This is a genomic window from Pseudomonas sp. xss_4 (assembly GCF_043104125.1).
GTDB classification, from domain to species: domain Bacteria; phylum Pseudomonadota; class Gammaproteobacteria; order Pseudomonadales; family Pseudomonadaceae; genus Aquipseudomonas; species Aquipseudomonas parafulva_B.
The window spans coordinates 224020-246376 of record NZ_JBICKJ010000071.1; the positions used below are offsets into that span (position 1 = coordinate 224020).

Below are 22357 nucleotides of genomic sequence, written 5' to 3' on the forward strand. Positions count from 1 at the left end.
CGCTTACAGGTCCCGGTCCCAGGCCGGTTCCTCCTCAAAGCGCTGGACGAGAAAGTCCAGCAGGGTGCGCAAGGTCGCCGGCATGTGCTTGCGTGAGGTATAGACCGCCGTCAGGTCCAGGGCCTGCGGCCTGGCCTCGGGAAGCAGGCGCACCAGTTCTGCGCTGCGCAGGGCGGCGGCCGCCTGGTAGGACGGGAGCAAGGCGATGCCGGCCCCTGCTGCTACGGCCCTTTGCAAAGTCAGGGATTCGTTGGCACTGATGTTGCCCTTGACCGGCACCGCAACCGGTTGGCCGTCGACCTCGAATTGCCACACGCCATTGCCGTAATAGCTGTGTGTCAGGCAATTGTGGTGCGCCAGGTCCTCGACCCGCTCGGGCGTGCCGTGTTCGGCCAGGTAGGCGGGCGCGGCGCAGATCACCGAGCGGCATACGCTCAGGCGGCGGGCAACCAGGCTGGGGTCCAGGTCATTGCTGTTGCGGATGGCCAGGTCGATGCGTTCGTCCACCAGGTTCACGGTGCGATCGAGCATCTGCAGATCGACTTTTACCAAGGGGTACTGGCGCACGTAGGCGGCCACGGCATCGGCCAGCTGCGCCTGTCCAAATGACGTACTGACGCTGATACGCAATGTCCCTCGCGGTGTCTGGTCTTGCTGTTGTACGGCCCCCTGCAGTTCGCTGGCCAGCTCCAGCAATTGCCTGCAGCGCGGCAGGATGTCCTGGCCCGCGGCAGTGAGGCTGAGCCGGCGCGTGGTGCGCTGCATCAACCGCGCCCCCACCCACGCTTCAAGCTGTGCCAGGTACCGAGAGATCACGGGCCGCGAGAGCAGCAGGTGCTCGGCCGCCGCCGACTGACTGCCAAGGTCCACGACCGTGACGAAAACGCGCATAGCGGTTAGACGATCCATCATTTGCCCGATTTTAGAAACAAACCATGTGCAAGCATGGCATTTTTCTGCAGGGTATCGCCCCTTAAGCTCCCAGGCATTCCCATTCTGACGGATGCCTGCGATGACACTGCTTTCTCCCTTGCGTGGCCTGGTGCTCGGATGCCTGGCCTGTGCCGCCCCACTGCTGGCAGCCGCTCCCCTGCAACTGGACGTCTACAACCCTGGCGCCGATGCGCCGTTCGCGGTCAGCTCCGTGATCGTAAGCGGTCAACGTGACGCCGTGTTGATCGATGCACAATTTGGCAATGACCACGCCCGGCAACTGGTGCAGCGACTGCGCGCCAGTGGCAAGCGCCTGACGACGATCTACATCAGCCAGGGCGACCCCGATTACTACTTCGGCCTGGCAACCCTGACCCAGGCGTTCCCGGACGCCGAGGTAGTGGCCTCGGCCGCCACTGTCGAACACATCCGCAACACCATGGAGGCCAAACTGGCGTACTGGGGGCCTGAAATGGGGGCGGACAAACCTGAACGGCTGGTGCTGCCCAAGGCGCTGGCAGGCAACCGTCTGCTGCTCGAGGACCAAGTGCTGGAGGTGCGCGGCCTCGAAGGACCGCAGCCAGACCGCAGCTTTGTCTGGATACCTTCGATCAAGGCAGTGGTTGGCGGCGTCGTGGTTTCGCAGAACATTCATGTGTGGATGGCCGACACACAATCGGCACCCTCGCGTGCCCATTGGCTGCAAACCCTGGCGGACATCCAGGCACTTGCGCCGCAAACCGTGGTGCCCGGCCACTTTGTCGGTGCCAGTGATTACTCACCGCAGTCCGTTGGCTTTACCGCCGATTACATCCGCACCTTCGAGGCGCAGGCGCGAGTGGCAAGGGATGCGGCGGCGCTGGTCGAGGCCATGAAACGACACTATCCGGGGTTGGGCGATCAGAGTGCGCTTGAGCTCAGCGCCAAGGTGGCCAAGGGCGAGATGCAATGGCCGCTTCAGTGACTGTGCGCGTTACGCTATGCAGCGCTGCGGTGATCTCGTTGTCGCTACACCGCGCTTGACCGCAGCCGGGCCATGTCACGGATAGGCGGTGCGCCGTAAAGGCGGCTGTACTCACGGCTGAATTGCGACGGGCTTTCGTAACCTACCCGATAGGCCGCCACGGCGGCCTCCAGGCCATCGTTGAGCATCAGACGCCGGGCTTCCTGCAAGCGCAGTTGCTTCTGATACTGCAGCGGGCTCATCGAAGTTACCGCCTTGAAACGATGGTGCAGGGTAGAAACGCTGAGGTTGACCTCGCGGGCCAGGTCCTCGATGCGCAGTGGCCGCTGATAGTTGTCGTTGAGCCAGCTGATGGCCTGGCACACGCGGTGGGTCTGGCTATTGGCCAAGGCAATTTCGTACAGCCGATAGCCCTGCGGGCCGCGCAGCAGGCGGTAGAGAATCTCTCTGCGCACCAGCGGGGCCAGCATGGCGATGTCGCGTGGCGTGTCGAGCAGGCGCAGCAGACGCAGCAAGGCATCGAGCAGCGCGCCGTCGGTTTTTTCCACATACAGGCCGCGCCCATAGGGGCGATTGGGTACCAGCATCGGACCGCTGTCGGCGATCAGCTGGCTGATCTCGGCAGGGTCCAGGTCCATGCGCAAACCCAGGCTCGGGCGCTGCGGGCTGGCGTCGAGCTTGACCGCGCTCAGGGGCAAGGTGACCGACACCACCATGTAGTGCAGCGGGTCGTAGGCGTACTGTTCGTCCCCGAGAAACAAGCTCTTGCTGCCTTGGGCCAGAATGCACAGCGCAGGTTGCGCCAGGGTGGGTACGGAACGAATGTTCTCGGTGTAGCGCACCAGGAAAAGGTTGTCGATGGCTGAGGCCGGCCCATAGGGGTCGCCTGCATGGCGAGCGATCAAGTCGGCCAGCTCCTGGCGCTGAACCTCCAGGTGCGGATCTAGGGACGGGGCGATGGGCATGGGGCTTTCCTCTGCTGACCGACGCAGCATAGGTTTGGGCAATCGTCGAAGCTAGTCGAATACTGCAGATCGATTGCCTGATCCTGCCGCGTTGCAGAATCAGGCAATCGGTGTGCAGTAATGGCCTAACGCGCAGACGCGCCCAGGCCCTAGCCTTGCAAGCCAGGTATTGGACTGCTTGAGGGAGATTGTGCAATGAGGCTACAACAACCGGTCACCCATCTTGCCTTGATTCGGGCCAGCAGCGGGCGCTCGGCCGAACTCGGCGCACGCTTGCGCGACCTGTTGGTGCCGTCGCTGGATACCCCGGGTTGCCTGAGCTTTTCGGTGCAGCGCTCGCAGGCCGATGACGACTTGTGGTTATTGAGCGGTAGCTGGCAGGATCAGCAGGCGATGAATGGTTACTTCGCTTCGCCAACGCTCAATGTGTTCGGTGAGTTGGTGCAAGCCCAGGTGGTGAGCAGCCTGGATCTGCACACGTTCGGCTGAGCCGGTGCTGCGGGCGCCCAGGCCAGTGATTGGCGCGTCAACGAGCCAGTGGGTACCATCTCGGTTTCACTCACAAGGCGTATGGCAAAGATGGCACGTAGAGAGTTTCCCCAGTACGAAGCCGTGTCGGCAATGGTGCCGGCCGAAGGCGGTGGCTACCACGCAGCCATTGCCGTGAAGGCCATTGGCATGGGCGGCGCACCGCGCTTTCACAAGGTGCTCGATGGGCAAGTGTTCAAGGGCGCCGTGGCTGCCGACGAGGCGGCCACGGGCCAGTTGCAACGCCTGCAAGGGGTCAGCGAGGCGGGTGAGCTGATCTGGTGATCAGGCTTTGGGTCTGGGCATCTTGAACAGGTTGCCCAGCTCGAAGTAGTCCGCCGGGCCACCGCCACGCAGGATGGGCTCGGCTGCCGCGGTGTCGTAGATGCCGTCCTTGAGCAGGCGCTCGGCGATGTGCACCGCCGCCACCTCGCCCAGGATCAACCAGCTGGGTACCAGTGCCTGGTCGGCGCGCTGCAGTTGCACGATCTGCGTCACCTTGCATTCGAACGCCACGGGGGTTTCCCCTACCCGTGGCACCTTCACCACGCTCGAGGGCGTGGCCGTCAGGCCGCTGAGGTCGAACTCGTTCACCTCCGGCGGCACAGCAGAGCAGCTCAGGTTCATCTGCTCGGCCAGAGGGCGGGTGGCCAGGTTCCAGACGAACTCACCGGTTTGCTCGATATTGTTCAGGCTGTCTTTGCGCCCGACGCTGCAGAAACCGATGATCGGTGGAATGTAGTTGAAGGCGTTGAAGAAGCTGTAAGGCGCGAGATTCAGACGGCCTTGCTGGTCCTGCGAGGATATCCAGCCGATCGGGCGAGGGCCGACGATGGCGTTGAACGGATCATGGGGCAGGCCATGGCCTTTGGCGGGTTCGTAGTAATACATCTGCGCTGGGCTTGCCGGCCCACCTCCTGGTTTGAGAGGCGACCAGTGTGCCAAGGCTGAGGCCAACTGGGAATGCTGGAGCCCGGCGAAAGCCGGGCTGGATACGCATGGTTGCTATCAGCTGATGCGATGAGCGTTGGTGCGGTCGAAGCCGTCTTCGGCGAAGCGCTGGCCGCCGGTGCGGTCAAAGCCGTCTTCGGCGAAGCGTTGGCCACCGGTGCGGTCGAAGCCGTCTTCGGCGAAGCGCTGGCCGCCGGTGCGGTCGAAGCCGTCTTCGGCGAAGCGCTGGCCGCCGGTGCGGTCGAAGCCGTCTTCGGCGAAGCGTTGGCCGCCGGTGCGGTCAAAGCCATCCTCGGCATAGCCGGTGGCTTGAGCGGGCGCTGCCGCGAAGGTATGCGCATGGGTGCGATCGAATCCGTCTTCGGCGGATGCGCCTGCGGCAAATGCGCAAAGGGCGAGGGTCAGGATGAGTTTGCTTTTCATGGGGATGCTCCAGTAAGTGGGTTGTCTCGATAAATTTAATGTTACGCCGATTAATGCGATTAAAAAGCGCTAAAAATAGTCCTTAATGATCGGTTTATTCGATTGTTTTGGGTGCGCAGCTGGATTGGTATGTAGCCAATCAGTGGGTTCGCACAGCAGGTACTTGCGCTGGTGCTGAGGGATGCAATATGCCGGGGTGTGATTAATAGGCCATTAAGCCAAGCGCGTCTGATGAACGTCGTGCCAGTGCGGGCGGCGTGGAGGTGCAAGCTGGGCCTGCAAGGAAGGGCTGGCGCCTGGATAATCCAACCAGGCTCGGGGTGTCCAAACGCAATCGGGCGCCCTTTAGGCGCCCGAAGCAGTGCTAAGCGTGGGATGGCTTAGTCAGTGGTGATACGCGAATGCTGCTTGGTGTCCTTCATGGTGGCGTACACCAGCAGCGAGCAGGCGATGCAGCCTGTGACGTACCAGTAGAAACCGCTTTCCATGCCGGCGCTCTTGAACCACAAGGCCACGTATTCGGCCGTACCGCCGAAGATGGACACGGTCAAGGCGTAGGGCAGACCAACGCCCAGGGCACGGATCTCGGTCGGGAACAGTTCAGCCTTCACCACTGCGTTGATCGAGGTGTAGCCGCTGACGATGATCAACGCCGCCATGATCAGGAAGAACGCGCCCCACCAGGTCTGGATGGTATGCAAGGTGCTGAGGATCGGCACCGTGAACAGCGTACCGAGCACCCCGAAGGCAATCAGAATAGGGCGCCGGCCGATCTTGTCCGACAGCCCACCCACCAAAGGTTGCAGGCACATGAACAGGAACAGCGTCGCGGCAGAGATAGTGGTCGAATCGCTGATGCTCATCCCGACTGTATTGACCAGGTATTTCTGCATGTAGGTGGTGTAGGTGTAGAAGGCCAGGGTACCGCCCATGGTCAGGCCGACCACGGTCAGCAGTTCCTTGGGGTGGCGCATCAAGGTGCGCATCAGGCTTTCCTTGGCTTTCTCCTTCTTGGTGAACGACGCGGTTTCTTCCATGCCCCGTCGCAGGTAGAGGGCAACCACCGCACACAGGGCACCGATCACGAACGGCACGCGCCAGCCCCAGGCGTACAGTTGCTCGGTGGTCAGGGTCTGTTGCAGAACGATCAGGACCGCCAGGGCGATGAGCTGGCCCGAGATCAGCGTCACGTATTGGAAGCTGGAGAAGAAGCCCCGACGCTCCTTGCTCGCCATTTCACTCAGGTAGGTGGCCGAGGTGCCGTATTCACCCCCCACCGACAACCCTTGCATCAAGCGAGCGACCACCAGCAGGACCGGCGCTGCCACACCGATGGTTTCATAGCCGGGGGTGAGGGCAATCACCAGCGAGCCTGCGCACATCAGCAGCACCGAGGCCATCAGTGCAGCCTTGCGCCCCTTGCGGTCGGCATACATGCCCATCAGCCAGCCACCAATCGGGCGCATCAAAAAGCCCACGGCAAAGATGGCAGCGGTATTGAGCAGTTGAGCCGTGGAATCGCCGGCCGGGAAGAAAGCCTTGGCGAAATACAGCGAGAACGCTGCATAGACGTACCAGTCGTACCATTCGACCATGTTGCCGATCGAACCGCTGAAGATCGATTTGAGGCGACTGGCAGTGGTTCTTGGCGCGGCAGGCGTTGCGGCCGCCCCGTTAGGCAGGGAGGTAGCGTTATCCATCAGGGACACCTTCTCATTGTTGTTGTGAAAGCGCGCAGGGCGCAGCTTGCAGGGGCTTTTGCAGAAGGTGTGCCAAAACGAAGCGCGATTGCTTCATCCGGGTGCACGCTGACGTGGAACCCGTATGGATCATGGCGTTGAGCAGAAGTTGAGATGCACTCAGTACGGCGTGCGCGCAAAGGCGGTTCACCTATATAAGCAAGATTCCGCTCATCAGTGCGTAGATGTAGGCGAGTTTCCGCTTATGGCGCGTTGACGAATTCGTCCCGCACCAGCCCATGGCGCTGCATTTTCTCGTTCAAGGTACGGCGGGGCATTTGCAGGTCCTGCATCACCGCCTTGATCTCGCCGGCATGTTGGCGCAGGGAAGCACGCAGGCACTGCGCCTCGAATGCTTCCACGCGCTCAGCCAGCGACTGCCCGACAGGCGCCTGTTCTGGCATGGGCGAACCGAGCCCCAGCACGTGGCGCTCCGCCGCGTTGGCCAGTTCACGCACGTTGCCTGGCCAATCATGGGTCAGCAGTTGCGCCAACTGCTGACCCGACTGGGGCAGGGCTGTGCGGCCGATTCGGGACGCGGCTGCCTGCGCGAAGTGCTCGAATAACAGGACGATGTCTTCCCGTCGTTCGCGCAAAGGCGGCAGGCGCAACTCTGCAACATTCAGGCGGTAGGCCAAGTCCTCGCGAAAGCGGCCGGCCCGGGCTTCATCGAACAGGTCGGGCTTGGTGGCAGCGATGATGCGCAGGTCCACGCCGATGCTCTGGTTCGCGCCCAGGCGCTCGATCTTCTGGTCCTGGATCACGCGCAGCAATTTGGCCTGTTGCGCCAGGGGCATGCTTTCGATTTCATCGAGAAAGACCGTGCCGCCATCGGCGTATTCCAGCCTGCCGATGCGTTTGCCCTGGGCGCCGGTGAAGGCGCCGCTTTCATGGCCGAACAGCTCGGCCTCGAACAAGGCTTCGGGAATGGCGGCGCAGTTGAGCGCGACGAAAGGTTTGCTGGCGCGTGGGCCAAAGTCGTGCAGGCAGCGGGCGACCTGCTCCTTGCCGCTGCCGGTTTCGCCGCGAATCAGCACGTTCACCGGCAAGGCGGCCAGGTCCAGCACTTGCCGGCGCAACTGCTGCATACCCGGTGATACCCCAAGCAGCGTGGCTTCAAGCCGCGTCCTGAGGTCTGCCTGCTGATGCAGGCGTCGATTTTCCAGCACCAGCTGGCGCTTTTCCAGCGCGCGGCGAAGGCTGCCGAGCAGGTGCTGTGGAGTGAAGGGCTTTTCCAGGAAGTCGTAGGCGCCGCTGCGCATGGCCTCGACCGCCATGGGTACATCACCGTGACCGGTCAGCAGGATCACGGGCAGGTCCGGATCGTTGGCCTGCAGCCGTTCGAGCAGTTGCAGGCCGTCCATGCCAGGCATGCGCACGTCGCTGATGATCACGCCTGGATAGTCCTGGCCGATGTGCGCCATGCCCTCATCGGCACGGGCAAAGACCTGGACTTCGAAGCCTGACAGGCTCAGCCATTGCTCGACGGCCGTACGAATACTGGCTTCATCGTCTATGACCATCACTGAGTTCAACATGCAGGCTCCTGATCGCGAGGCAAGGTGATGCTAAGGCGCGCGCCGCCCGGTACGTTTTCGGCCAGCAGTTGCCCACCGGCGTCGTGCACGATGCCATAGGAGATCGCCAGTCCCAAGCCCAGGCCATCACCTACGGGCTTGGTGGTGAAGAAAGGGTCGAAGATCCTGGGCAGGTCCTCGGCCGCGATACCACCCCCCGAATCGAGCACGCTCAGGCGCCAATGCTGCGCATCGGGCTCGATGCGGATTTCCAGCCGCCGGTAGCGCTTGTCTGCCATCGCGTCCAACGCGTTGCTCAGAAGGTTGATCAGCACCTGTTCCAGGCGGATGGCATCGCCGCGCACCCACGCCGGACGCGCCAGGTACAGGGCCAATTGCACGTCCAGTGCATGCAGGCGCGCCTGCAACAGGTCCAGCGCCTGGTCGACCACGCCGGCCAAGTCCAGGCGCTCGCGCAAGCCGCCTGGGCTGTTACGGGCAAACGTCTTCAGGTGCCCGGTCAGCGACGCCATGCGCGTCAACATCTGCTCCAGTGGTTCCAGGGCCTGACGAGCCTCGTCGTAGCGCCCGTGGTCCAGCAGCAGCTTCAGGGTTTCCAGCTGCATGCGCTGGGTCGTGAGGGGCTGGTTGATTTCGTGCGCCATGGCGGCGGACATCTGCCCCAGGGCCGCCAGCTTGGCCGTTTGCACTAGCCCCTCCTGGGCCGTGCGCAGCTCGCGGGTGCGTTCCTCGACCTGGCGCTTGAGCTCCTCGCGGCTGCGTTGGCGCAGGCGTGACAGGCGCAGGCGCTGGCTGACCAGCAAGGCGGCGAATACCAGGCTCAGCCATACCGCTGCAGCACCCAGGCCGGCATTGCGCGCGTCGGTTCCCACCTGGGGCTTGCGCAGCAGGTGCAGGGTCCATTGCTCGCTTTCCAGCGGCAGGCTTTCCCACAAGAACTCGGTCTCGCCTTGCGGGGCCTGCACCCGGCTGAGGGTGCTGTTTTCAGCGAAACGCGTCAGCACCTGGTGCATCAGCGGTATCAACGGGTGCTTGTCGTACTGACGGGTCTGCGCCAGTTCGGCCCGGTCAGCGCCGTCCAATGGGCGCAGTTCCCGGTAACGCCAGCCGTCCTGGTTGGCGATGAAGGTAATGCCACGGGCATCGCTGACCAGCAATATGTCGCTGCCCTGGCGCCACTCGCGCTCAAGCTCGGGAAATTCCAGCTTGACCACCATGGCGCCGAGAAAGCGACCCTGTTCGTCGTTCACCGCGCTGGACAGAAAGTAGCCGGGTACCCCGCTGGTCACGCCAACGGCATAGAAGCGGCCATTACCCAGGCTGCGGGTTTGCTTGAAATAAGGGCGAAAGCCGTAGTTGGAACCCACATAGCTGGTGGGTAGCCGCCAGTTGCTGGCTGCCACCGCCAGCCCGTTGCGGTCGAGCAGTTCGAGGGTGGAAGAGTTGGCTGCACCGTTGATGCGCTCGAGCTTGCGGTTCAGGGCATCCTGGGTTCGCGCCTGGATCGGGCCGCGCAAAGCGTCGATCAGTTCCGGGTCCAGGGCCAGTACTGCAGGCAGGGCCCGATAGCGGTCGATGAGGGTGTGCAAGGCATTGGCATACAGCCCCAGTTGCTGGCTGGCCTGGCGGGCGTCCGCTTCCATGGCCTGGCGTTTGGCCTGGTGCATGGCCCAGCTGGCACAGAGGACGGTACCCAGCACGATCACCAGGGTGATCAGCCCCAGACGCAGGGCGCGAAAGGAAAAAGGCATTGGGAGCAGATCCGCGTGGGTGGGGAAGGAGCCTGCTTTGGCGAAACCGGAGCGCTGCACCGCCGCCCCAGTCTGTCCGCGAAAAGGCCGTCAAGGATCGACACTTACAGCAGTTCGAAGCCCTGCTGTTGCACCGCGTCGGAGTCCAGGCCCACCTGGACGTTGAACGCCCCGGGCTCGGCAACGCGCTGCAGCTGGCCATTGTAGAACTTCAGGTCTTCTTCGCTAATGCTGAAGGTCACGGTCCGTGTTTCGCCGGGCTTGAGCATGAGCTTCTGGAAGTTCTTCAGCTCCTTGACCGGGCGGCTCATCGAGGCGGACACATCCTGCACGTACAACTGCACCACCGTCTCGCCGGCCACCTTGCCGGTATTGCGCACCACGATGCTGGCTTGCAACGTGTCCCCGCGCTTGAGCTTGTTGCCAGAAAGCGCGAGCCCCGACAGTTCGAACGTGCTGTAGCTCAGGCCGTAACCGAAGGGATACAGCGGCCCGTTGGGTTCTTCGAAGTACTGGGAGGTGTAGTTGCCGGGTTTGCCAGGTGTGAACGGACGGCCAATACGGGTGTGGTTGTAGTACATCGGAATCTGCCCGACCGAGCGTGGGAAGGTGATCGGTAGCTTGCCGGAGGGGTTGTAGTCGCCGAACAGCACGTCGGCAATGGCGTTGCCACCTTCGGTACCGGCGAACCAGGTTTCGAGCAGGGCATCGGCCTGCTCGCGCTCCCAGCCGATGGACAGCGGCCGGCCATTCATCAGCACCAGCACCAGCGGCTTGCCGGTGGCCTTCAAGGCCTCGATCAGTGCACGCTGGTTGGCCGGTACCTGCAGCGTGGTGCGGCTGGAAGATTCATGGGACATGCCGCGCGATTCGCCGATCACCGCCACGACCACGTCCGCCTGCTGCGCGGCCTTGACCGCTTCGTCGATGAGCACCGCAGGTGGGCGAGGGTCGTCGACGATTTCCGGCGCATCGAAGTTGAGGAAGTTCAGGTAGTCGAGAATGGCCTTGTCACCGGTGACGTTGGAGCCCTTGGCGTAGACCAGCTTGCCCTTGCCCTCGATGGCGCGGCGCAGCCCTTCGCGCACCGTGACCGAGTGGGTGGGGCGCCCGTCTGCTGCCCAGCTGCCCATCATGTCGATCGGTGCGTCGGCAAGGGGACCGACCAGGGCGATGGTGGCATCTTTACTGAGCGGCAGCGTCTGCCTGCGGTTTTCCAGCAGCACCAGGCTGCGGCGCGCCACGTCGCGCGCAGCGTCGCGGTGCAGGCGGTCCTCGCCGTAGTAGTCCTTGAGGTCGTTCTGCGCCGCGCCGATGCGCACGTAGGGGTTCTTGAACAGGCCCATGTCGTATTTGGCGCCCAGCACTTCGCGCACGGCCTGATCCAGCTCTGCCTGGCTCACGTCGCCCGCCTTGAGCAACCCTGGTAGCTCCTCGCCGTACAAGGTGTCGTTCATGCTCATGTCGATGCCTGCCTTGATCGCCAGCTTGGCCGCCTCGCGACCGTCGCGCGCCACGCCATGGCGGATCAGCTCCTGGATGGCGCCATGATCGCTGATGGTCACGCCCTTGAAGCCCCACTCCTTGCGCAGCACGTCGTTCATCAGCCAGGTGTTGGAGGTGGCCGGCACGCCGTTGATCGAGTTCAGCGCAACCATCACACCACCGGCGCCGGCATCGATCGCGGCGCGGTAGGGCGGCAGGTAATCGTTGTACATCTTCGGCAGGCTCATATCGACCGTGTTGTAGTCACGCCCGCCTTCCACTGCGCCGTAAAGGGCGAAATGCTTGACGATGGCCATGATGCTGTCCGGGTTGGCCGGGCTGCTGCCCTGGAACGCGCGGACCATTACCTGGCCGATTTTCGCGGTCAGGTACGTGTCTTCGCCAAAGCCCTCACTGGTGCGACCCCAGCGCGGATCCCGGGCGATGTCGACCATCGGCGCAAAGGTCATGTCCAGTGCGTCGGCAGCCGCTTCGATGGCCGCTGTGCGGCCGACCTTGGCGACGGCGTCCATGTCCCAGGTGGCGGCCATGCCCAGGCCGATGGGAAATATGGTGCGCTCGCCATGTACCGTGTCATAAGCGAAAAACATCGGGATCTTCAGCCGGCTGCGCATGGCCGCGTCCTGCATCGGCCGGTTTTCCGGTGCCGTGCGCGAGTTGAAGGTGCCGCCGATGCGTCCGGCGGCGATCTCCTCGCGGATCTTCTCCCGGGGCATTTCAGGGCTGATGCTGATCAGGCGCAACTGCCCGATTTTTTCGGCCTCGGTCATCTGGCTGATCAGATGGTCGATGAATGCCTGTTTGTTCTCGAGCGGCGGCGCGGAAGTGGCGGCGACAGCCGCCTGGCTGACGAGGCCCATGGCCAGGCCCAGCAGAGACAGTTTCATCATGAATTCCGTAAGGGGGCCGATGCATGGTCAACGGTGACACACGCATGGGCGAGGTTTTCGGGCGGCTGTTGTTGTACGATTTGCACGCAGATCTTCCTGCGGCGGATTATGCCTGAATCGGCCGCGTGCTGACGAAGCCCCGTACACCGGGAAAACAACTATAAGAACGCTCACGAGAACACGGCATGACTCCGCTTGAACCCTACCAGCAGCGTCAGCTCGCTGAAGCCATGGCCGGTGTTGGCCGGCGCACGGATGTCGCGTTGCTGGCAGTGCTCGCCCGCCGCGCCGATGATTACGCCTATTTCCCACTATTCTGGTCCGCCGTGCTGGCGCTGGCGCTGCCAGGCGTGCTGCACGCGGTGCTGGGCTGGCCCAGCGTGCGCGGCCTGATCGTTGCCAATGTACTGCTGTTCGTAGGCCTCTGCGTGCTGTTGCGCAGCCCGCGCCTGGAACCATGGACCGTACCGCGGGCTTGGCGCCGCTGGCGAGCGTCGCGCCTTGCCACTCGTCAGTTTCTCGACCTCGGCGCTCGGGCCTTTACAGGCGCCGGATGCGTAATGATCTTCGTCAGCGAGGCCGAGCAGTACGCACAGCTGCTGATGGACAAGCAGGCCGCGCTTTGCCTTGACGAGGCGCTGCGCGTTACGCTCACTGACCGTCTGGCCAGCCAGGTTCGCCAGGGGCAAGCGCTGCAGGGCATGATCGAGTGCGTCGAGGCGTGCGGCCATCGCCTTGGCCAGCAGGCGCCACGCGCACTTGCGTGCAGGCATCTGCCCCAGCCGCTGGTAATCCTCGACTAACGCAACCCTGGCCGACTGTGCGGGGGTGTAGAATACGGCCCCCGCTATTGGAGGTACCGTTTGCCCATGTCTGCCCTTTCTACTTCACCGGATGCGCGCGTCCAGTTTCTCGACCTGCTTCGCACCGGCCTGCAGGGCAACACCGTGGTCAAGCTGGTACTGGCGCGGCCTGTCGGCACCGACCCGACCCTGCAACGCATCATCGCCAAGCCCTTGCTGGTCAAGGGGCAGGCGAACCTGTCCCTGGTCTACCGCCACCAGACCCGCGACATCACCCGCAACCTGCCGCTCGATGATGCTCTGCAGTGCATCGCCGAACTGTTGCCAGAAGGCTTTCGCAATGCCCACCTGTTCGATGCAGAGGGTGAGCTGCAACTGACCTTCAGCAAGAAGGGCAAGCCCATGCTGCAGCGCCATGGCGCCCAGGCGCCCCGGGAAACCGTTGGCAGCAACGGGCATGACCGCGAGAAAAAGCGCTACCTGGACATTGCCCGACCGTTTCTGCGTGACCTTGGCGTAACGGACGCCCAGGGCGCACTGATCCCGTCGATGTCGCGCAAGTGGAAGCAGATCAACAAGTTCATCGAGGTCTTCGACCACGCCCTGGCCAATGCCCCCTTGTCGAGCGAGCAACGCCTGCGGGTGGCCGACTTCGGCTCGGGCAAGGGTTATCTGACCTTCGCCATGCACGATTACCTGCGCAATACGCTGGGCCGCGATGCCCAGGTAACGGGCGTTGAGCTGCGCCAGGACATGGTCGAGCTGTGCAACGCCGCCGCCGCGCGGCTCGAACACCCAGGGCTGGAGTTTCAGTGCGGCGATGTGCGCAGCGTGGTGCCCGATGCCATCGAGGTAATGATCGCGCTGCACGCCTGCGACGTGGCGACCGACTACGCCATCCATACCGGTATCCGCTGCAACGCGGCAATCATCATGTGCTCACCGTGCTGCCACAAGCAGATCCGCCCGCAGCTGCACAGCCCGGGCCTGCTGCAACCGATGCTGCAATATGGCCTGCACCTGGGCCAGCAGGCCGAAATGCTCACCGACAGCCTGCGTGCACTGTACCTGGAGGCCTGCGGCTACGAGACCAAGGTGTTCGAGTTCATATCCCTGGAGCACACCAACAAGAACAAGATGATCCTGGCCGTCAAACGGCGCCAGCCAGCGGATCAGTCAGCCTTGCTGGAGAAGATAGAACAGCTCAAGGCGTTCTATGGGGTGAAGGCGCATTGTCTTGAAACGTTGCTGCGGGCGGATGGGTTGCTTTGACATTCAAGCGCGAATACAGCCTGGGAAGATGTCTTGGGGGCCGTAGGATAGTTCTGAATTAGCGTCCGTTATCCATCAAGCCGTCGTTCTGCGATTACGCTGAGGCAGATTGCATCAGGGTTGTCAGTTGACAACCGAAGTCTCTGTGCCAGAATCGAGGAAGTCGATGCCGCGCCCAACCCATCCCAATAAGGAAATCGAGTCAGCTTTACGATACGCCCAGTCTAGAGGCTGGAAAGTCATTGAAGGGGGAGGGCATTGTTGGGGAAAGCTCTATTGTCCATGGAACAGTGCAAATTGCAGGTGCAGTGAATTCTGTATCGTCAGCATCTGGAGTACGCCAAAAAACCCCGGCAATTTTGCCCGCCAGATCAAACGCGTGGTCAACAATTGTGTGATCGAAAAGGCAGTATCCGGCGATATGGACCTTGATACGGAACACCTCCATGAACTATGAATTTACTCTCAAATTTCAGGTAAGTGACCGTCACGACATTGATGGTCTTCTTGAGCGTTTGGTATCGCATGGGTGTGACGATGCGTTGGTGGGGATTGGCCAACCGGGAAGGCTGGCGCTCTCATTCGTTCGTGAGGCCAGCTCTGCTGACGACGCAATACGAAGTGCCTTGTTTGACGTGCAGCGGGCAGTACCCACGGCCAACCTCATCGAAGCGACTCCCGACCTCGTTGGACTGACGGATGTTGCAGAATTGATAGGGGTATCCCGTCAGAACATGCGCAAGTTGATGCTCGTGCATTCAATTGACTTCCCCCCTCCCGTGCACCATGGCAGAACATGCCTATGGCATCTTGCAGACATCCTTGCCTGGCTCCAGAAGCGAGGTACATGCCCTGTTAGGCAAAACGTGGTCGAGCTTGCCCATAGCGCGATGGTCATCAACATCTGCACGGCCTATGAGCGCGTATTCGGCGCTGTTAAGCCTGCTTCGTAAGCAAATGGCGACTATCCGCTTGTGCGACTGGTGTACCTAGTAGTGCGCTTGCTATCGCCAGCGGATGCGTCTGGGCGTCGAAGAAGTGCAGGGCCGTGTCCGGCATGTCTTCGAAGCGGCTGGTGAAATGACGCTTCTGGTTGATGACCGATGCCTCTCCCAAAGGGCGTATGGCAATCGCCAGGTGGCTGGGCCGGGCTGAGCGGATGGCGTCGAGCAGGTGCCGGTCGTTGCTGTCCAGGTGCTGACCGAACAGGCACATGCCCCGGTGTTCACTGGCCAACTGGCCCAGGCTCCAGCTCAGGTAGTCCGAACTACGGATGGCACGCAGCTTTTCGTCGCTGCGCTCTTCGTTGACGAACAGCGGCACTTCACCTGGCACATTCACGGCGAACCCTTCGAGCATTTCAACGCTGCTGGCACTGCGTTGCCGGGTAGTGCCGTCAGGCAGCTTGAGCAGGTGCATGCCACCGTGCAGGTGCAGCACCCGCGTGCCTTGACCCGCCGTTCGGCGCACGTCGAAAAAACCCTGCTCGTCGAACAGTTCGGCAAAGCCCTTCGGATCGTGCTGCACGGCCCAGACCAGCAGCAGGTCATAGTTGCTGGTATAGACGTTGCGGTAGCCGCGCAGGGCCTGGTTGAGGGTGCTCAGGGCGGCTTCGGGCATTGCCGACCAAGGCATGTGCACGGTGCGCACGGCGTGGATCAGCGCCTCCTTGATGGAGTAATAGCGGTTCAGCGGCGCGGTCGAGTTGATGGCCAGCGCAGCGTTGGTACGCACCGTGGTGTTGAGGGCGGTCAGCACTGGTTCGAACAGCTCGGAGCTCAATGACTTGAACAAGGCCTGATCGCTGATGGCCAAGCCCTTCTTACGCCCGGCCCGTTGCGCCTCCTCGTACAGCGAGAAATACCCGAACGGCTTCCAGAAGGCCCGGCTTGCGCCGTTACCGACCATGAGGGTTTCACAGGGGTACTGGTCGGCAAGGTCTGACCAGGGGAGAAGAGTGGCGTCTAGTGCGGGCATGCTGGAGTCCGTAAAGCGGGATCCGGCAGACTTTACCACGTCAAGCCTAGGCCATGAGTGCGCCGCGCCAGTGCTGGCAGCGCGTTGCAGGCTGCATCGGTGAGCTTGACGGCAACTGCAGGGGATTGAAAGTGAACACGAGCGGACTTGAATCCCTCCAAGGTCTTGAGTGGCCACGGGGCAGCGCCTAGCCAGCACCGGCCACACCGACACGTAGATCGTCATGTCTTTACCTGAACAGGAGATCTGTCATGGACACCTATCATGTAAGCCCTGCCAATGACGGGTGGGAACTGAAGAAGGCAGGTGCTGCGCGCGCTTCAAAGCACAGCGCGACCAAGCAAGAACTGGTGGGGTCGCTGGCCACATTCTTCGAGGGCAAGACAGCCTCGGTGAAGATTCACAAGGCCGATGGCACCATCGAGCAAGAGCGCACCTACCCTCGCTCCGCTGACCCGCGGCGCACCAAGGGTTGATACTGGTCAGCGCCGCGCTGCTTGGCATCGACATACACCAGTGCCATGGGCGCGGCCTCTATAAGTGGTTGCTTGCCAGCTTTCTGATCGGCAAGCGCATTCGTGCCAGTGTCGCGATCCAGGCCTACCGGCTGCTGGTCGATACCCATGGCCTGGACACCCCAGGCAAGCTGGCGAGGTGCCCGCATCACACGCTGGTGAAGCTTCTGGGTCAGGCCGGTTACGCCCGCTACGACGAATCCACGGCCCGGCGGCTGCATCGCTTGGGCAGTGGGCTTGAAGCGGAAATGGATGAGGTGTTGCTCAATGCGGCGGTGGACATGGCGCACGCCAATACATGGCTGCTGGGATTTGAAGGCGTGGGGCCCAAGACGCTCGAGATTTTTATGCGGGAAGCGGCGGTGGTACTGCAGCATCAACGTGTGCAGTGAGGATGGGCGGTAGAGGAAGCGTAAGCCATGTGAACGCTGGCTTGAAGATGGAGCGGGTAGAGGGAATCGAACCCTCAACTAAAGCTTGGGAAGCTTTCGTTTTGCCACTAAACTATACCCGCATCTGAGCTGCACTTTTTACCAGAACGTTCGGCAAATTAGAAGCCCGCGTTATAAAAAATGTCTTTTCCCTCCGCGCTCCTGCGCCTTTTCCCTACGTCACAAGGCTCACCTATACGGCAGCGATTTCCTCGAGCGTGAGTTCTCGGTATGCCCCCGGCGGCAGGTTCATGTCCAGCGCGATCGCGCCCATGCGCTCCCGGTGCAGCTTGACCACCTTGTTGTCATAGAACCCGAACATGCGTTTGACCTGGTGGTAGCGCCCTTCGACGATGGCGAGCCGGGCCAGGCGCGGCCCGAGGATCTGCAGGTCGGCCGGTTGGGTCGTCAGGTTTTCGAAAGCAAAGTGAAACCCCTCCTGAAACCGGGCCACATAGTGCTCGCCGATTTCGTCCTGGGTTTCGACCAGGTAATGCTTGGGCAGCTTGGTGGCCGGCTGGGTCAGGCGCCGGGACCACTGCCCGTCGTTGGTCAGGATCATCAGCCCGGTGGTATTGAAGTCCAGGCGCCCGGCGATATGCAGGCCCTGCGCGAGCGCGTCGGGCAGCAAGTCCATGACGGTTGGATGCTGGGGATCGTGGGTGGCGCTGACGCAACCGGGCGGCTTGTGCAGCATCAGGTAGCGTGGCGGGAGGCCCGCCTGCAGCACCTCATCGTCCAGCTCGACCCGGCTGAACGCCCGTACTTCCGTTAGCGGGTCGCTGGCCACTTGGCCATCGAGCCGCACGCGACGTTGAGCCAGCATCAGGCGCGCTTGCTGGCGGTTGCAGGTCGGTAGGTTGGCAAGAAAACGATCAAGGCGCATGGTCGTCACCTGCGGGCGATGCCAATTGGGCCTCGACGCCTGCGCAGCTTGGGCACAGGCAGGCACGGTCGCGCAGTTCGGCAGGCAAGGCCTGCAATACCGCCGGGTCGATGCGCACGTTGTAGCACCAGCAAGCCTGGGTGGCCTGCGCAGGATCGGCCAGGGTGCACCGGTTGAGGGCACCGCAGGCGGGGCAACGTTGATCGTCGTTCATTTCAGGTTTCACTGCAGACACGGTTGCGGCCAGCCTGTTTGGCACGATAGAGGGCGCCGTCGGCGCGGGTCAGTAGGGTGTGCAAGGTATCGCCTGGCTGCAGATGACTCACCCCGATGCTGGTGGTCAGGCGCAGGGGCTGGTCCTCGTAACTGAAGGTCAGTTGCTCGGCGCGGCGCCGGATCTTTTCGGCAGCCTCGTTCGCCTGGCGGGCATCGGCCTCACGCAGCAGCACGATGAACTCCTCGCCTCCCCAGCGGCAGAGTATATCGGACTGGCGAATGCTGCCTTGCAGGACATTGGCAAATTGGCGCAGCACTTCGTCGCCTGCCAGGTGACCATAGGTGTCGTTGAGGGCTTTGAAGTGGTCCAGGTCGATCAGCAACGCCACCAGCGGACTGTTGTCACGCTGGGCCTCGCGCAGCGCCTGGGCGGCCAGCAGGTCGAAGCTGCGCCGATTGGGCAGCCCGGTCAGGCTGTCGAGCGTGGCCAGGGCTTCGGTGCTGGCCTGGTGGCGGCGCACCATCGCATGCACCAGGGCTACCACCACAAGGGTGATCATGGCGCAGATCGCCAGGTTCAGGTACAGCGAATGACGGATCCGGTCCAGCGCCCCGGTCTCGCGTTTGTCCACCAGCAGGTACCAATCCAGTTCCGGCAAGTGGCGCACGTTCAGAAAATGGCTGTGGCCTTCAAGGTCGCGGTATTCATGACTGCCTTCGCCAGGCACCGGCTGGCGTGCCAGAACGCCGCCCAGGTCCGGGCTGTCGACCAGCGACTGGCCGACGCGCAGGCCCTGCGGGCCACCGCCTGAGCCTGTCATCAACACCTTGCCCTGGGCGTCGACGAAGACCACGGATCGCTGATAGCGGTGTTGGTACTGGTCGATCATCCTGACCACGGTGGAAACGCTCAGCCCCACCCCTGCCGCGCCGATGAAGCGATCCTGGTAGTCGTGCACCTTGTAGTTGATGAACACGGTCAGGTTGTCCTGGTTGGCCATGTCCAGGTCTACATTGATCTCGTAAGGTGCCGCCTGGTCGCGCAGGCGGAAGTACCAGGCATCGCGCCAGGCCTGTGGCTGGACCTGCTTGAGCACGCCCTTGGCCTGGTAGTAGGTCAGCGTGTGTTCGGAGACGAAAAAGGACGTGAAGATGCCCTGCTTGCCCGTTACCTCGCCCAGGTAGCGGGTCATGCGCTGGGCATCCTGCTCACCGGCCAGCACCCAGTCCCGCAGGAAGGTGTCCTGGGCCATCATCGAGGCGATCAGAACAGGGCGGATCAGGTCTTTCTGGATTTCCGAATAAACCGTGTCGGAGGTCAGCGGCAATTCGGTATTGATGATGCCGTCACGTATGGCACTGCGCGATGAGAAGTAGCTCAGCAGCGACGTGGCGAGGAAACCGCAGGCCAGCAGCATCAGCAGGGCGGCGATTAACGAACGCTGCGATGACGGAGCGGAGCGTGAAGGCATGATCTTCCCATGATGTGTGCCGGGCCGCACATTCTAGTGTTCCGGGCTTTAAATGACTGCAAGATTTTGTCCAGAAGCCGCAGCTGTATCAAATTATTACCAGTATGGCACTGCACGGGTTGGCGCCTGTCCTATTCCATGTCGATCAACGTGTCGTGCATCGACGCTCGGCAGCGTTCGCTGCACGGGCACCTCAGCGGTCCGGGAGGCCGCCTATGTCCTATCGAATTCTGCTTGTGGCCCTGCTCGGGCTGACGCTTGGCGCCTGTGCGCCCTACGCTGGTCGGTCGACCTACTACCGCTCCGACTATTACGTTACCGACCGATATGTTTCGCCCGGCTATGCGCCCGGCTACTACCGGTACGATCGTTATCCGGTGCCACCACAACCGCGCTACTACTATCAACCGGTGCCTCGTTACCATGCGCCGCCCGGCTACCGACCGTTGCCGCCGCCCGATGTGCGCCGCTGGCACGGCAACCCGCGCTACGATTACGGTCATCGCCAGCGCTGGGACTACAGGCGCGACCGCGATCGACACGACTACCGCAACGATGGCCCGCGCTTCCAGGATGGAGGTCGGCATCAAGGCGGCTGGGGTGACAGGCGTGGGCGAGGCCATTGATCAGGTGATGAGCGCCCTGCGCCCGACGCGCCGCTAGTGCAGGTCCGCCAGCGGATGATGGCCTTCCCACGGCGCTTGGAAGTGTGCCTGCACCACGGCTGCGGGCACGTGGTCCACATCCGGCCAGTGCCAGCGCGGTTGGTGATCCTTGTCCAGCAGGCGGGCACGCACCCCTTCGCTGAACTCCGGATGACGACAGCAGTTCAGGCTTATGGCGTATTCCATCTGCAACGCCTGCGCCAGTGACAGGTGTCGGGCCCGCTGAATTTGCTCCCACACCAGATGAGCCGTCAGCGGACAGCCGCCCAGCATGCGCTCGGCGGCTGCCGACAGCAGCGGGTCGTCGTGCTGGCGCAGGCTCGCCACTGCCCGCCAGGCAGCGCCCGCGCAGGTGACATCGAGCAGCGCGTCGATGAGCGCGCGGCGTGGCAACCACTGGGCCGCCGGCAGTGCCTGGCGGGCGCAATGCGCCTCAGCCCTGAGCAGGCTGTTGAGTTGCAACGCGGTCTGCTCCTGCCAGTTCATCTGCAGCAGTTCGTCGATCAACGCCGCTTGTCGGTCTTCGCCCATGAAACGGTCAGCCAACCCCAAGTCCAGTGCATCGTGCGCATTGATAGGCGCACCTGTGAGCCCCAGGAACAACCCCAGCTTGCCCGGCAAGCGGGCCAGGAACCAGCTGGCCCCCACGTCGGGGTACAGACCAATGCTGATCTCAGGCATGGCCAGTGCGCTGCTGGGGGTCACGATGCGTACATTGGCGCCTTGGAGCAAACCCATGCCGCCGCCCAGCACATGGCCATGGCCCCAGCACAGCAGTGGCTTGGGGTAGGTGTGCAAGGCATGGTCCAGGCGATATTCGGCGGCGAAGAACGATGCAGCCAGCGGTGGCACGCTGCCAGGCTGCTCGCGGCACGCCTGGGCCAGCGCTCGCACGTCGCCCCCGGCGCAGAATGCCTTGGCGCCATTGCCACGCAGCAGCACACAGGCGATGTCCGGGTCTTGCGCCCAGCTGTGCAACTGCTCGGCCAGCGTCTCTATCATTGGCAGGTCGAGGGCATTGAGCGCCCTTGGCGCATCAAGGGTAGCGATGCCCAGGCGAGCGCCATCGGCGCCTGTCAGTACTTGGCAACGAATGCTCATGGCTTACCTCATTCAGGTCACCGCTCAAGTATGGCCTGCCTGGTCGATCCCGCCGGGCACTGGTCGGATCGTTTGACAAGCGTCGGTGTCACCCCTAGTGTCGCCCCATTGTTTACGGAAGCCCCCATGACTGACGACGATCGCATCAAACTCGAGCCCAGTTGGAAAGCCGCCTTGCGTGCCGAGTTCGAGCAGCCCTACATGCAGCAGTTGCGCGAGTTCCTGCGCGGTGAATATGCCGCCGGCAAACAGATCTACCCACCTGGTCCGCTGATCTTCAATGCACTCAACTCCACCCCCCTGGATCAGGTCAAGGTGGTGATTCTCGGCCAGGACCCCTACCACGGCCCAGGGCAGGCCCATGGCCTGTGCTTCTCGGTGCAGCCTGGCGTGCCCACGCCGCCGTCGCTGGTGAACATCTACAAGGAGCTGTACCGCGACCTGAACATTCCCATCCCCAACCATGGCTACCTGCAAAGCTGGGCCGAGCAGGGCGTGTTGCTGCTCAACACCACCATGACCGTGGAGCGCGGCAACGCGGCCTCCCATGCCAAGAAAGGCTGGGAATTCTTCACCGACCGTATCATCGAGGTGGTCAGCGAGCAGTGTGAGCATGTGGTGTTTCTGCTGTGGGGGGCTCATGCGCAGAGCAAACAGAAGCTGATCGACGGCACCAAGCACCTGGTGCTCAAGTCGGTGCACCCCTCGCCGTTGTCGGCGTACCGTGGGTTTCTTGGCTGTGGGCATTTCAGCCGTGCCAACGGCTTTCTCGAGCAGCGCGGGCTGGCACCCATCAACTGGGCGTTGCCACCGCTGTGAGCCAGACGGGGC

Annotated in this window: 24 protein-coding genes and 1 tRNA gene; 11 read left to right on the plus strand and 14 right to left on the minus strand. The window is 62.6% G+C overall.

Annotated elements, in window-relative coordinates:
* Window positions 1-3: 3 nt before the first annotated feature.
* Entirely contained in the window at window positions 4-909 is a 906-nt protein-coding gene (locus ACF8GB_RS15920) for a LysR family transcriptional regulator (RefSeq protein ID WP_058637225.1), read from the minus strand.
* 103 nt (window positions 910-1012) lie between these two features.
* On the opposite strand from ACF8GB_RS15920, the gene ACF8GB_RS15925 reads away from it, so the two are divergent.
* Window positions 1013-1897 carry an MBL fold metallo-hydrolase gene (locus ACF8GB_RS15925; protein ID WP_058637114.1) on the plus strand — a complete coding sequence of 295 codons (885 nt, stop codon included), beginning with the start codon at window positions 1013-1015 and terminating at the stop codon, window positions 1895-1897.
* Between the two features lie 44 nt (window positions 1898-1941).
* Here the strand turns inward: ACF8GB_RS15925 and ACF8GB_RS15930 are convergent, their stop codons facing one another.
* Entirely contained in the window at window positions 1942-2862 is a 921-nt protein-coding gene (locus ACF8GB_RS15930; RefSeq protein ID WP_058637113.1) for an AraC family transcriptional regulator, read from the minus strand.
* Between the two features lie 195 nt (window positions 2863-3057).
* Here ACF8GB_RS15930 and ACF8GB_RS15935 point away from each other — a divergent pair, with 195 nt between their 5' ends.
* Both ACF8GB_RS15935 and ACF8GB_RS15940 read left to right on the plus strand, forming a co-directional pair.
* A complete protein-coding gene (locus ACF8GB_RS15935; RefSeq protein ID WP_058637112.1) occupies window positions 3058-3351 on the plus strand; it encodes an antibiotic biosynthesis monooxygenase family protein in 294 nt (97 codons plus the stop codon).
* 81 nt (window positions 3352-3432) lie between these two features.
* Window positions 3433-3675: a hypothetical protein gene (locus tag ACF8GB_RS15940; protein ID WP_058637111.1), complete on the plus strand. Its 243-nt coding sequence runs from the start codon at window positions 3433-3435 to the stop codon at window positions 3673-3675.
* Here ACF8GB_RS15940 and ACF8GB_RS15945 read toward each other — a convergent pair whose 3' ends face one another.
* From ACF8GB_RS15945 to bglX, 6 genes are all read right to left on the minus strand, one after another.
* A complete protein-coding gene (locus ACF8GB_RS15945; protein WP_392527306.1) occupies window positions 3676-4281 on the minus strand; it encodes a flavin reductase family protein in 606 nt (201 codons plus the stop codon).
* Window positions 4282-4398: 117 nt separating this feature from the next.
* The gene (locus tag ACF8GB_RS15950; RefSeq protein ID WP_058603231.1) at window positions 4399-4764 is read right to left on the minus strand and encodes a hypothetical protein; all 366 of its coding nucleotides are present in this window, start codon (window positions 4762-4764) and stop codon (window positions 4399-4401) included.
* Window positions 4765-5144: 380 nt separating this feature from the next.
* Window positions 5145-6464, minus strand: a complete 1320-nt coding sequence (locus ACF8GB_RS15955) for an MFS transporter (protein WP_058603230.1) — start codon at window positions 6462-6464, stop codon at window positions 5145-5147.
* 242 nt (window positions 6465-6706) lie between these two features.
* On the minus strand, window positions 6707-8041 hold the full coding sequence (locus ACF8GB_RS15960) for a sigma-54-dependent transcriptional regulator (RefSeq protein WP_392516074.1): 1335 nt from the start codon (window positions 8039-8041) through the stop codon (window positions 6707-6709).
* Window positions 8035-9792, minus strand: a complete 1758-nt coding sequence (locus tag ACF8GB_RS15965) for an ATP-binding protein (RefSeq protein WP_058637106.1) — start codon at window positions 9790-9792, stop codon at window positions 8035-8037. The genes ACF8GB_RS15960 and ACF8GB_RS15965 overlap by 7 nt, the downstream gene beginning before the upstream one ends.
* A gap of 104 nt (window positions 9793-9896) precedes the next feature.
* On the minus strand, window positions 9897-12188 hold the full coding sequence (bglX, locus tag ACF8GB_RS15970) for a beta-glucosidase BglX (RefSeq protein ID WP_392527307.1): 2292 nt from the start codon (window positions 12186-12188) through the stop codon (window positions 9897-9899).
* Window positions 12189-12373: 185 nt separating this feature from the next.
* Here bglX and ACF8GB_RS15975 point away from each other — a divergent pair, with 185 nt between their 5' ends.
* The 4 genes from ACF8GB_RS15975 (at window position 12374) to ACF8GB_RS15990 (ending at window position 15216) form a co-directional block, all read left to right on the plus strand.
* Window positions 12374-12991 carry a hypothetical protein gene (locus ACF8GB_RS15975; RefSeq protein ID WP_392527308.1) on the plus strand — a complete coding sequence of 206 codons (618 nt, stop codon included), beginning with the start codon at window positions 12374-12376 and terminating at the stop codon, window positions 12989-12991.
* Between the two features lie 66 nt (window positions 12992-13057).
* Window positions 13058-14263, plus strand: a complete 1206-nt coding sequence (locus tag ACF8GB_RS15980) for an SAM-dependent methyltransferase (protein ID WP_196185200.1) — start codon at window positions 13058-13060, stop codon at window positions 14261-14263.
* A 166-nt stretch (window positions 14264-14429) separates the two neighbouring features.
* On the plus strand, window positions 14430-14720 hold the full coding sequence (locus ACF8GB_RS15985; protein ID WP_230382534.1) for a hypothetical protein: 291 nt from the start codon (window positions 14430-14432) through the stop codon (window positions 14718-14720).
* Window positions 14710-15216 (plus strand): helix-turn-helix transcriptional regulator, encoded by a 507-nt coding sequence (locus ACF8GB_RS15990; RefSeq protein WP_392527310.1) that lies wholly within the window; start codon window positions 14710-14712, stop codon window positions 15214-15216. The genes ACF8GB_RS15985 and ACF8GB_RS15990 overlap by 11 nt, the downstream gene beginning before the upstream one ends.
* Here ACF8GB_RS15990 and ACF8GB_RS15995 read toward each other — a convergent pair.
* The gene (locus tag ACF8GB_RS15995; protein ID WP_392527311.1) at window positions 15200-16240 is read right to left on the minus strand and encodes a DUF4917 family protein; all 1041 of its coding nucleotides are present in this window, start codon (window positions 16238-16240) and stop codon (window positions 15200-15202) included. The two genes, ACF8GB_RS15990 and ACF8GB_RS15995, sit on opposite strands and share 17 nt — an antisense overlap.
* Before the next feature lie 251 nt (window positions 16241-16491).
* On the opposite strand from ACF8GB_RS15995, the gene ACF8GB_RS16000 reads away from it, so the two are divergent.
* Window positions 16492-16716 carry a DUF2188 domain-containing protein gene (locus ACF8GB_RS16000; protein ID WP_078478074.1) on the plus strand — a complete coding sequence of 75 codons (225 nt, stop codon included), beginning with the start codon at window positions 16492-16494 and terminating at the stop codon, window positions 16714-16716.
* Window positions 16713-17147 carry a DNA methylase gene (locus tag ACF8GB_RS16005; protein WP_145256058.1) on the plus strand — a complete coding sequence of 145 codons (435 nt, stop codon included), beginning with the start codon at window positions 16713-16715 and terminating at the stop codon, window positions 17145-17147. Before ACF8GB_RS16000 ends, ACF8GB_RS16005 begins: the two co-directional genes overlap by 4 nt.
* A gap of 48 nt (window positions 17148-17195) precedes the next feature.
* Here the strand turns inward: ACF8GB_RS16005 and ACF8GB_RS16010 are convergent.
* The 4 genes from ACF8GB_RS16010 to ACF8GB_RS16025 form a co-directional block, all read right to left on the minus strand.
* Window positions 17196-17269, minus strand: a tRNA-Gly gene (locus ACF8GB_RS16010).
* Window positions 17270-17379: 110 nt separating this feature from the next.
* Window positions 17380-18072, minus strand: a complete 693-nt coding sequence (locus tag ACF8GB_RS16015; RefSeq protein WP_058637100.1) for a pseudouridine synthase — start codon at window positions 18070-18072, stop codon at window positions 17380-17382.
* Window positions 18062-18286, minus strand: coding sequence for a cysteine-rich CWC family protein (locus tag ACF8GB_RS16020; protein WP_058603200.1), 225 nt, complete (start codon window positions 18284-18286; stop codon window positions 18062-18064). The genes ACF8GB_RS16015 and ACF8GB_RS16020 overlap by 11 nt, the downstream gene beginning before the upstream one ends.
* A gap of 1 nt (window position 18287) precedes the next feature.
* On the minus strand, window positions 18288-19760 hold the full coding sequence (locus ACF8GB_RS16025) for a diguanylate cyclase domain-containing protein (protein ID WP_058603199.1): 1473 nt from the start codon (window positions 19758-19760) through the stop codon (window positions 18288-18290).
* 215 nt (window positions 19761-19975) lie between these two features.
* Between ACF8GB_RS16025 and ACF8GB_RS16030 the strand changes: the two genes are divergently transcribed.
* Window positions 19976-20386 carry a hypothetical protein gene (locus tag ACF8GB_RS16030; RefSeq protein ID WP_058603198.1) on the plus strand — a complete coding sequence of 137 codons (411 nt, stop codon included), beginning with the start codon at window positions 19976-19978 and terminating at the stop codon, window positions 20384-20386.
* 33 nt (window positions 20387-20419) lie between these two features.
* On the opposite strand, the gene ACF8GB_RS16035 is transcribed toward ACF8GB_RS16030, so the two are convergent.
* The gene (locus tag ACF8GB_RS16035) at window positions 20420-21526 is read right to left on the minus strand and encodes an enoyl-CoA hydratase/isomerase family protein (RefSeq protein ID WP_392527313.1); all 1107 of its coding nucleotides are present in this window, start codon (window positions 21524-21526) and stop codon (window positions 20420-20422) included.
* A gap of 126 nt (window positions 21527-21652) precedes the next feature.
* Here ACF8GB_RS16035 and ung point away from each other — a divergent pair, with 126 nt between their 5' ends.
* Complete coding sequence (gene ung, locus ACF8GB_RS16040) at window positions 21653-22345, plus strand: uracil-DNA glycosylase (protein WP_392527314.1); 693 nt, start codon at window positions 21653-21655, stop codon at window positions 22343-22345.
* The last annotated feature ends 12 nt before the right edge of the window (window positions 22346-22357 follow it).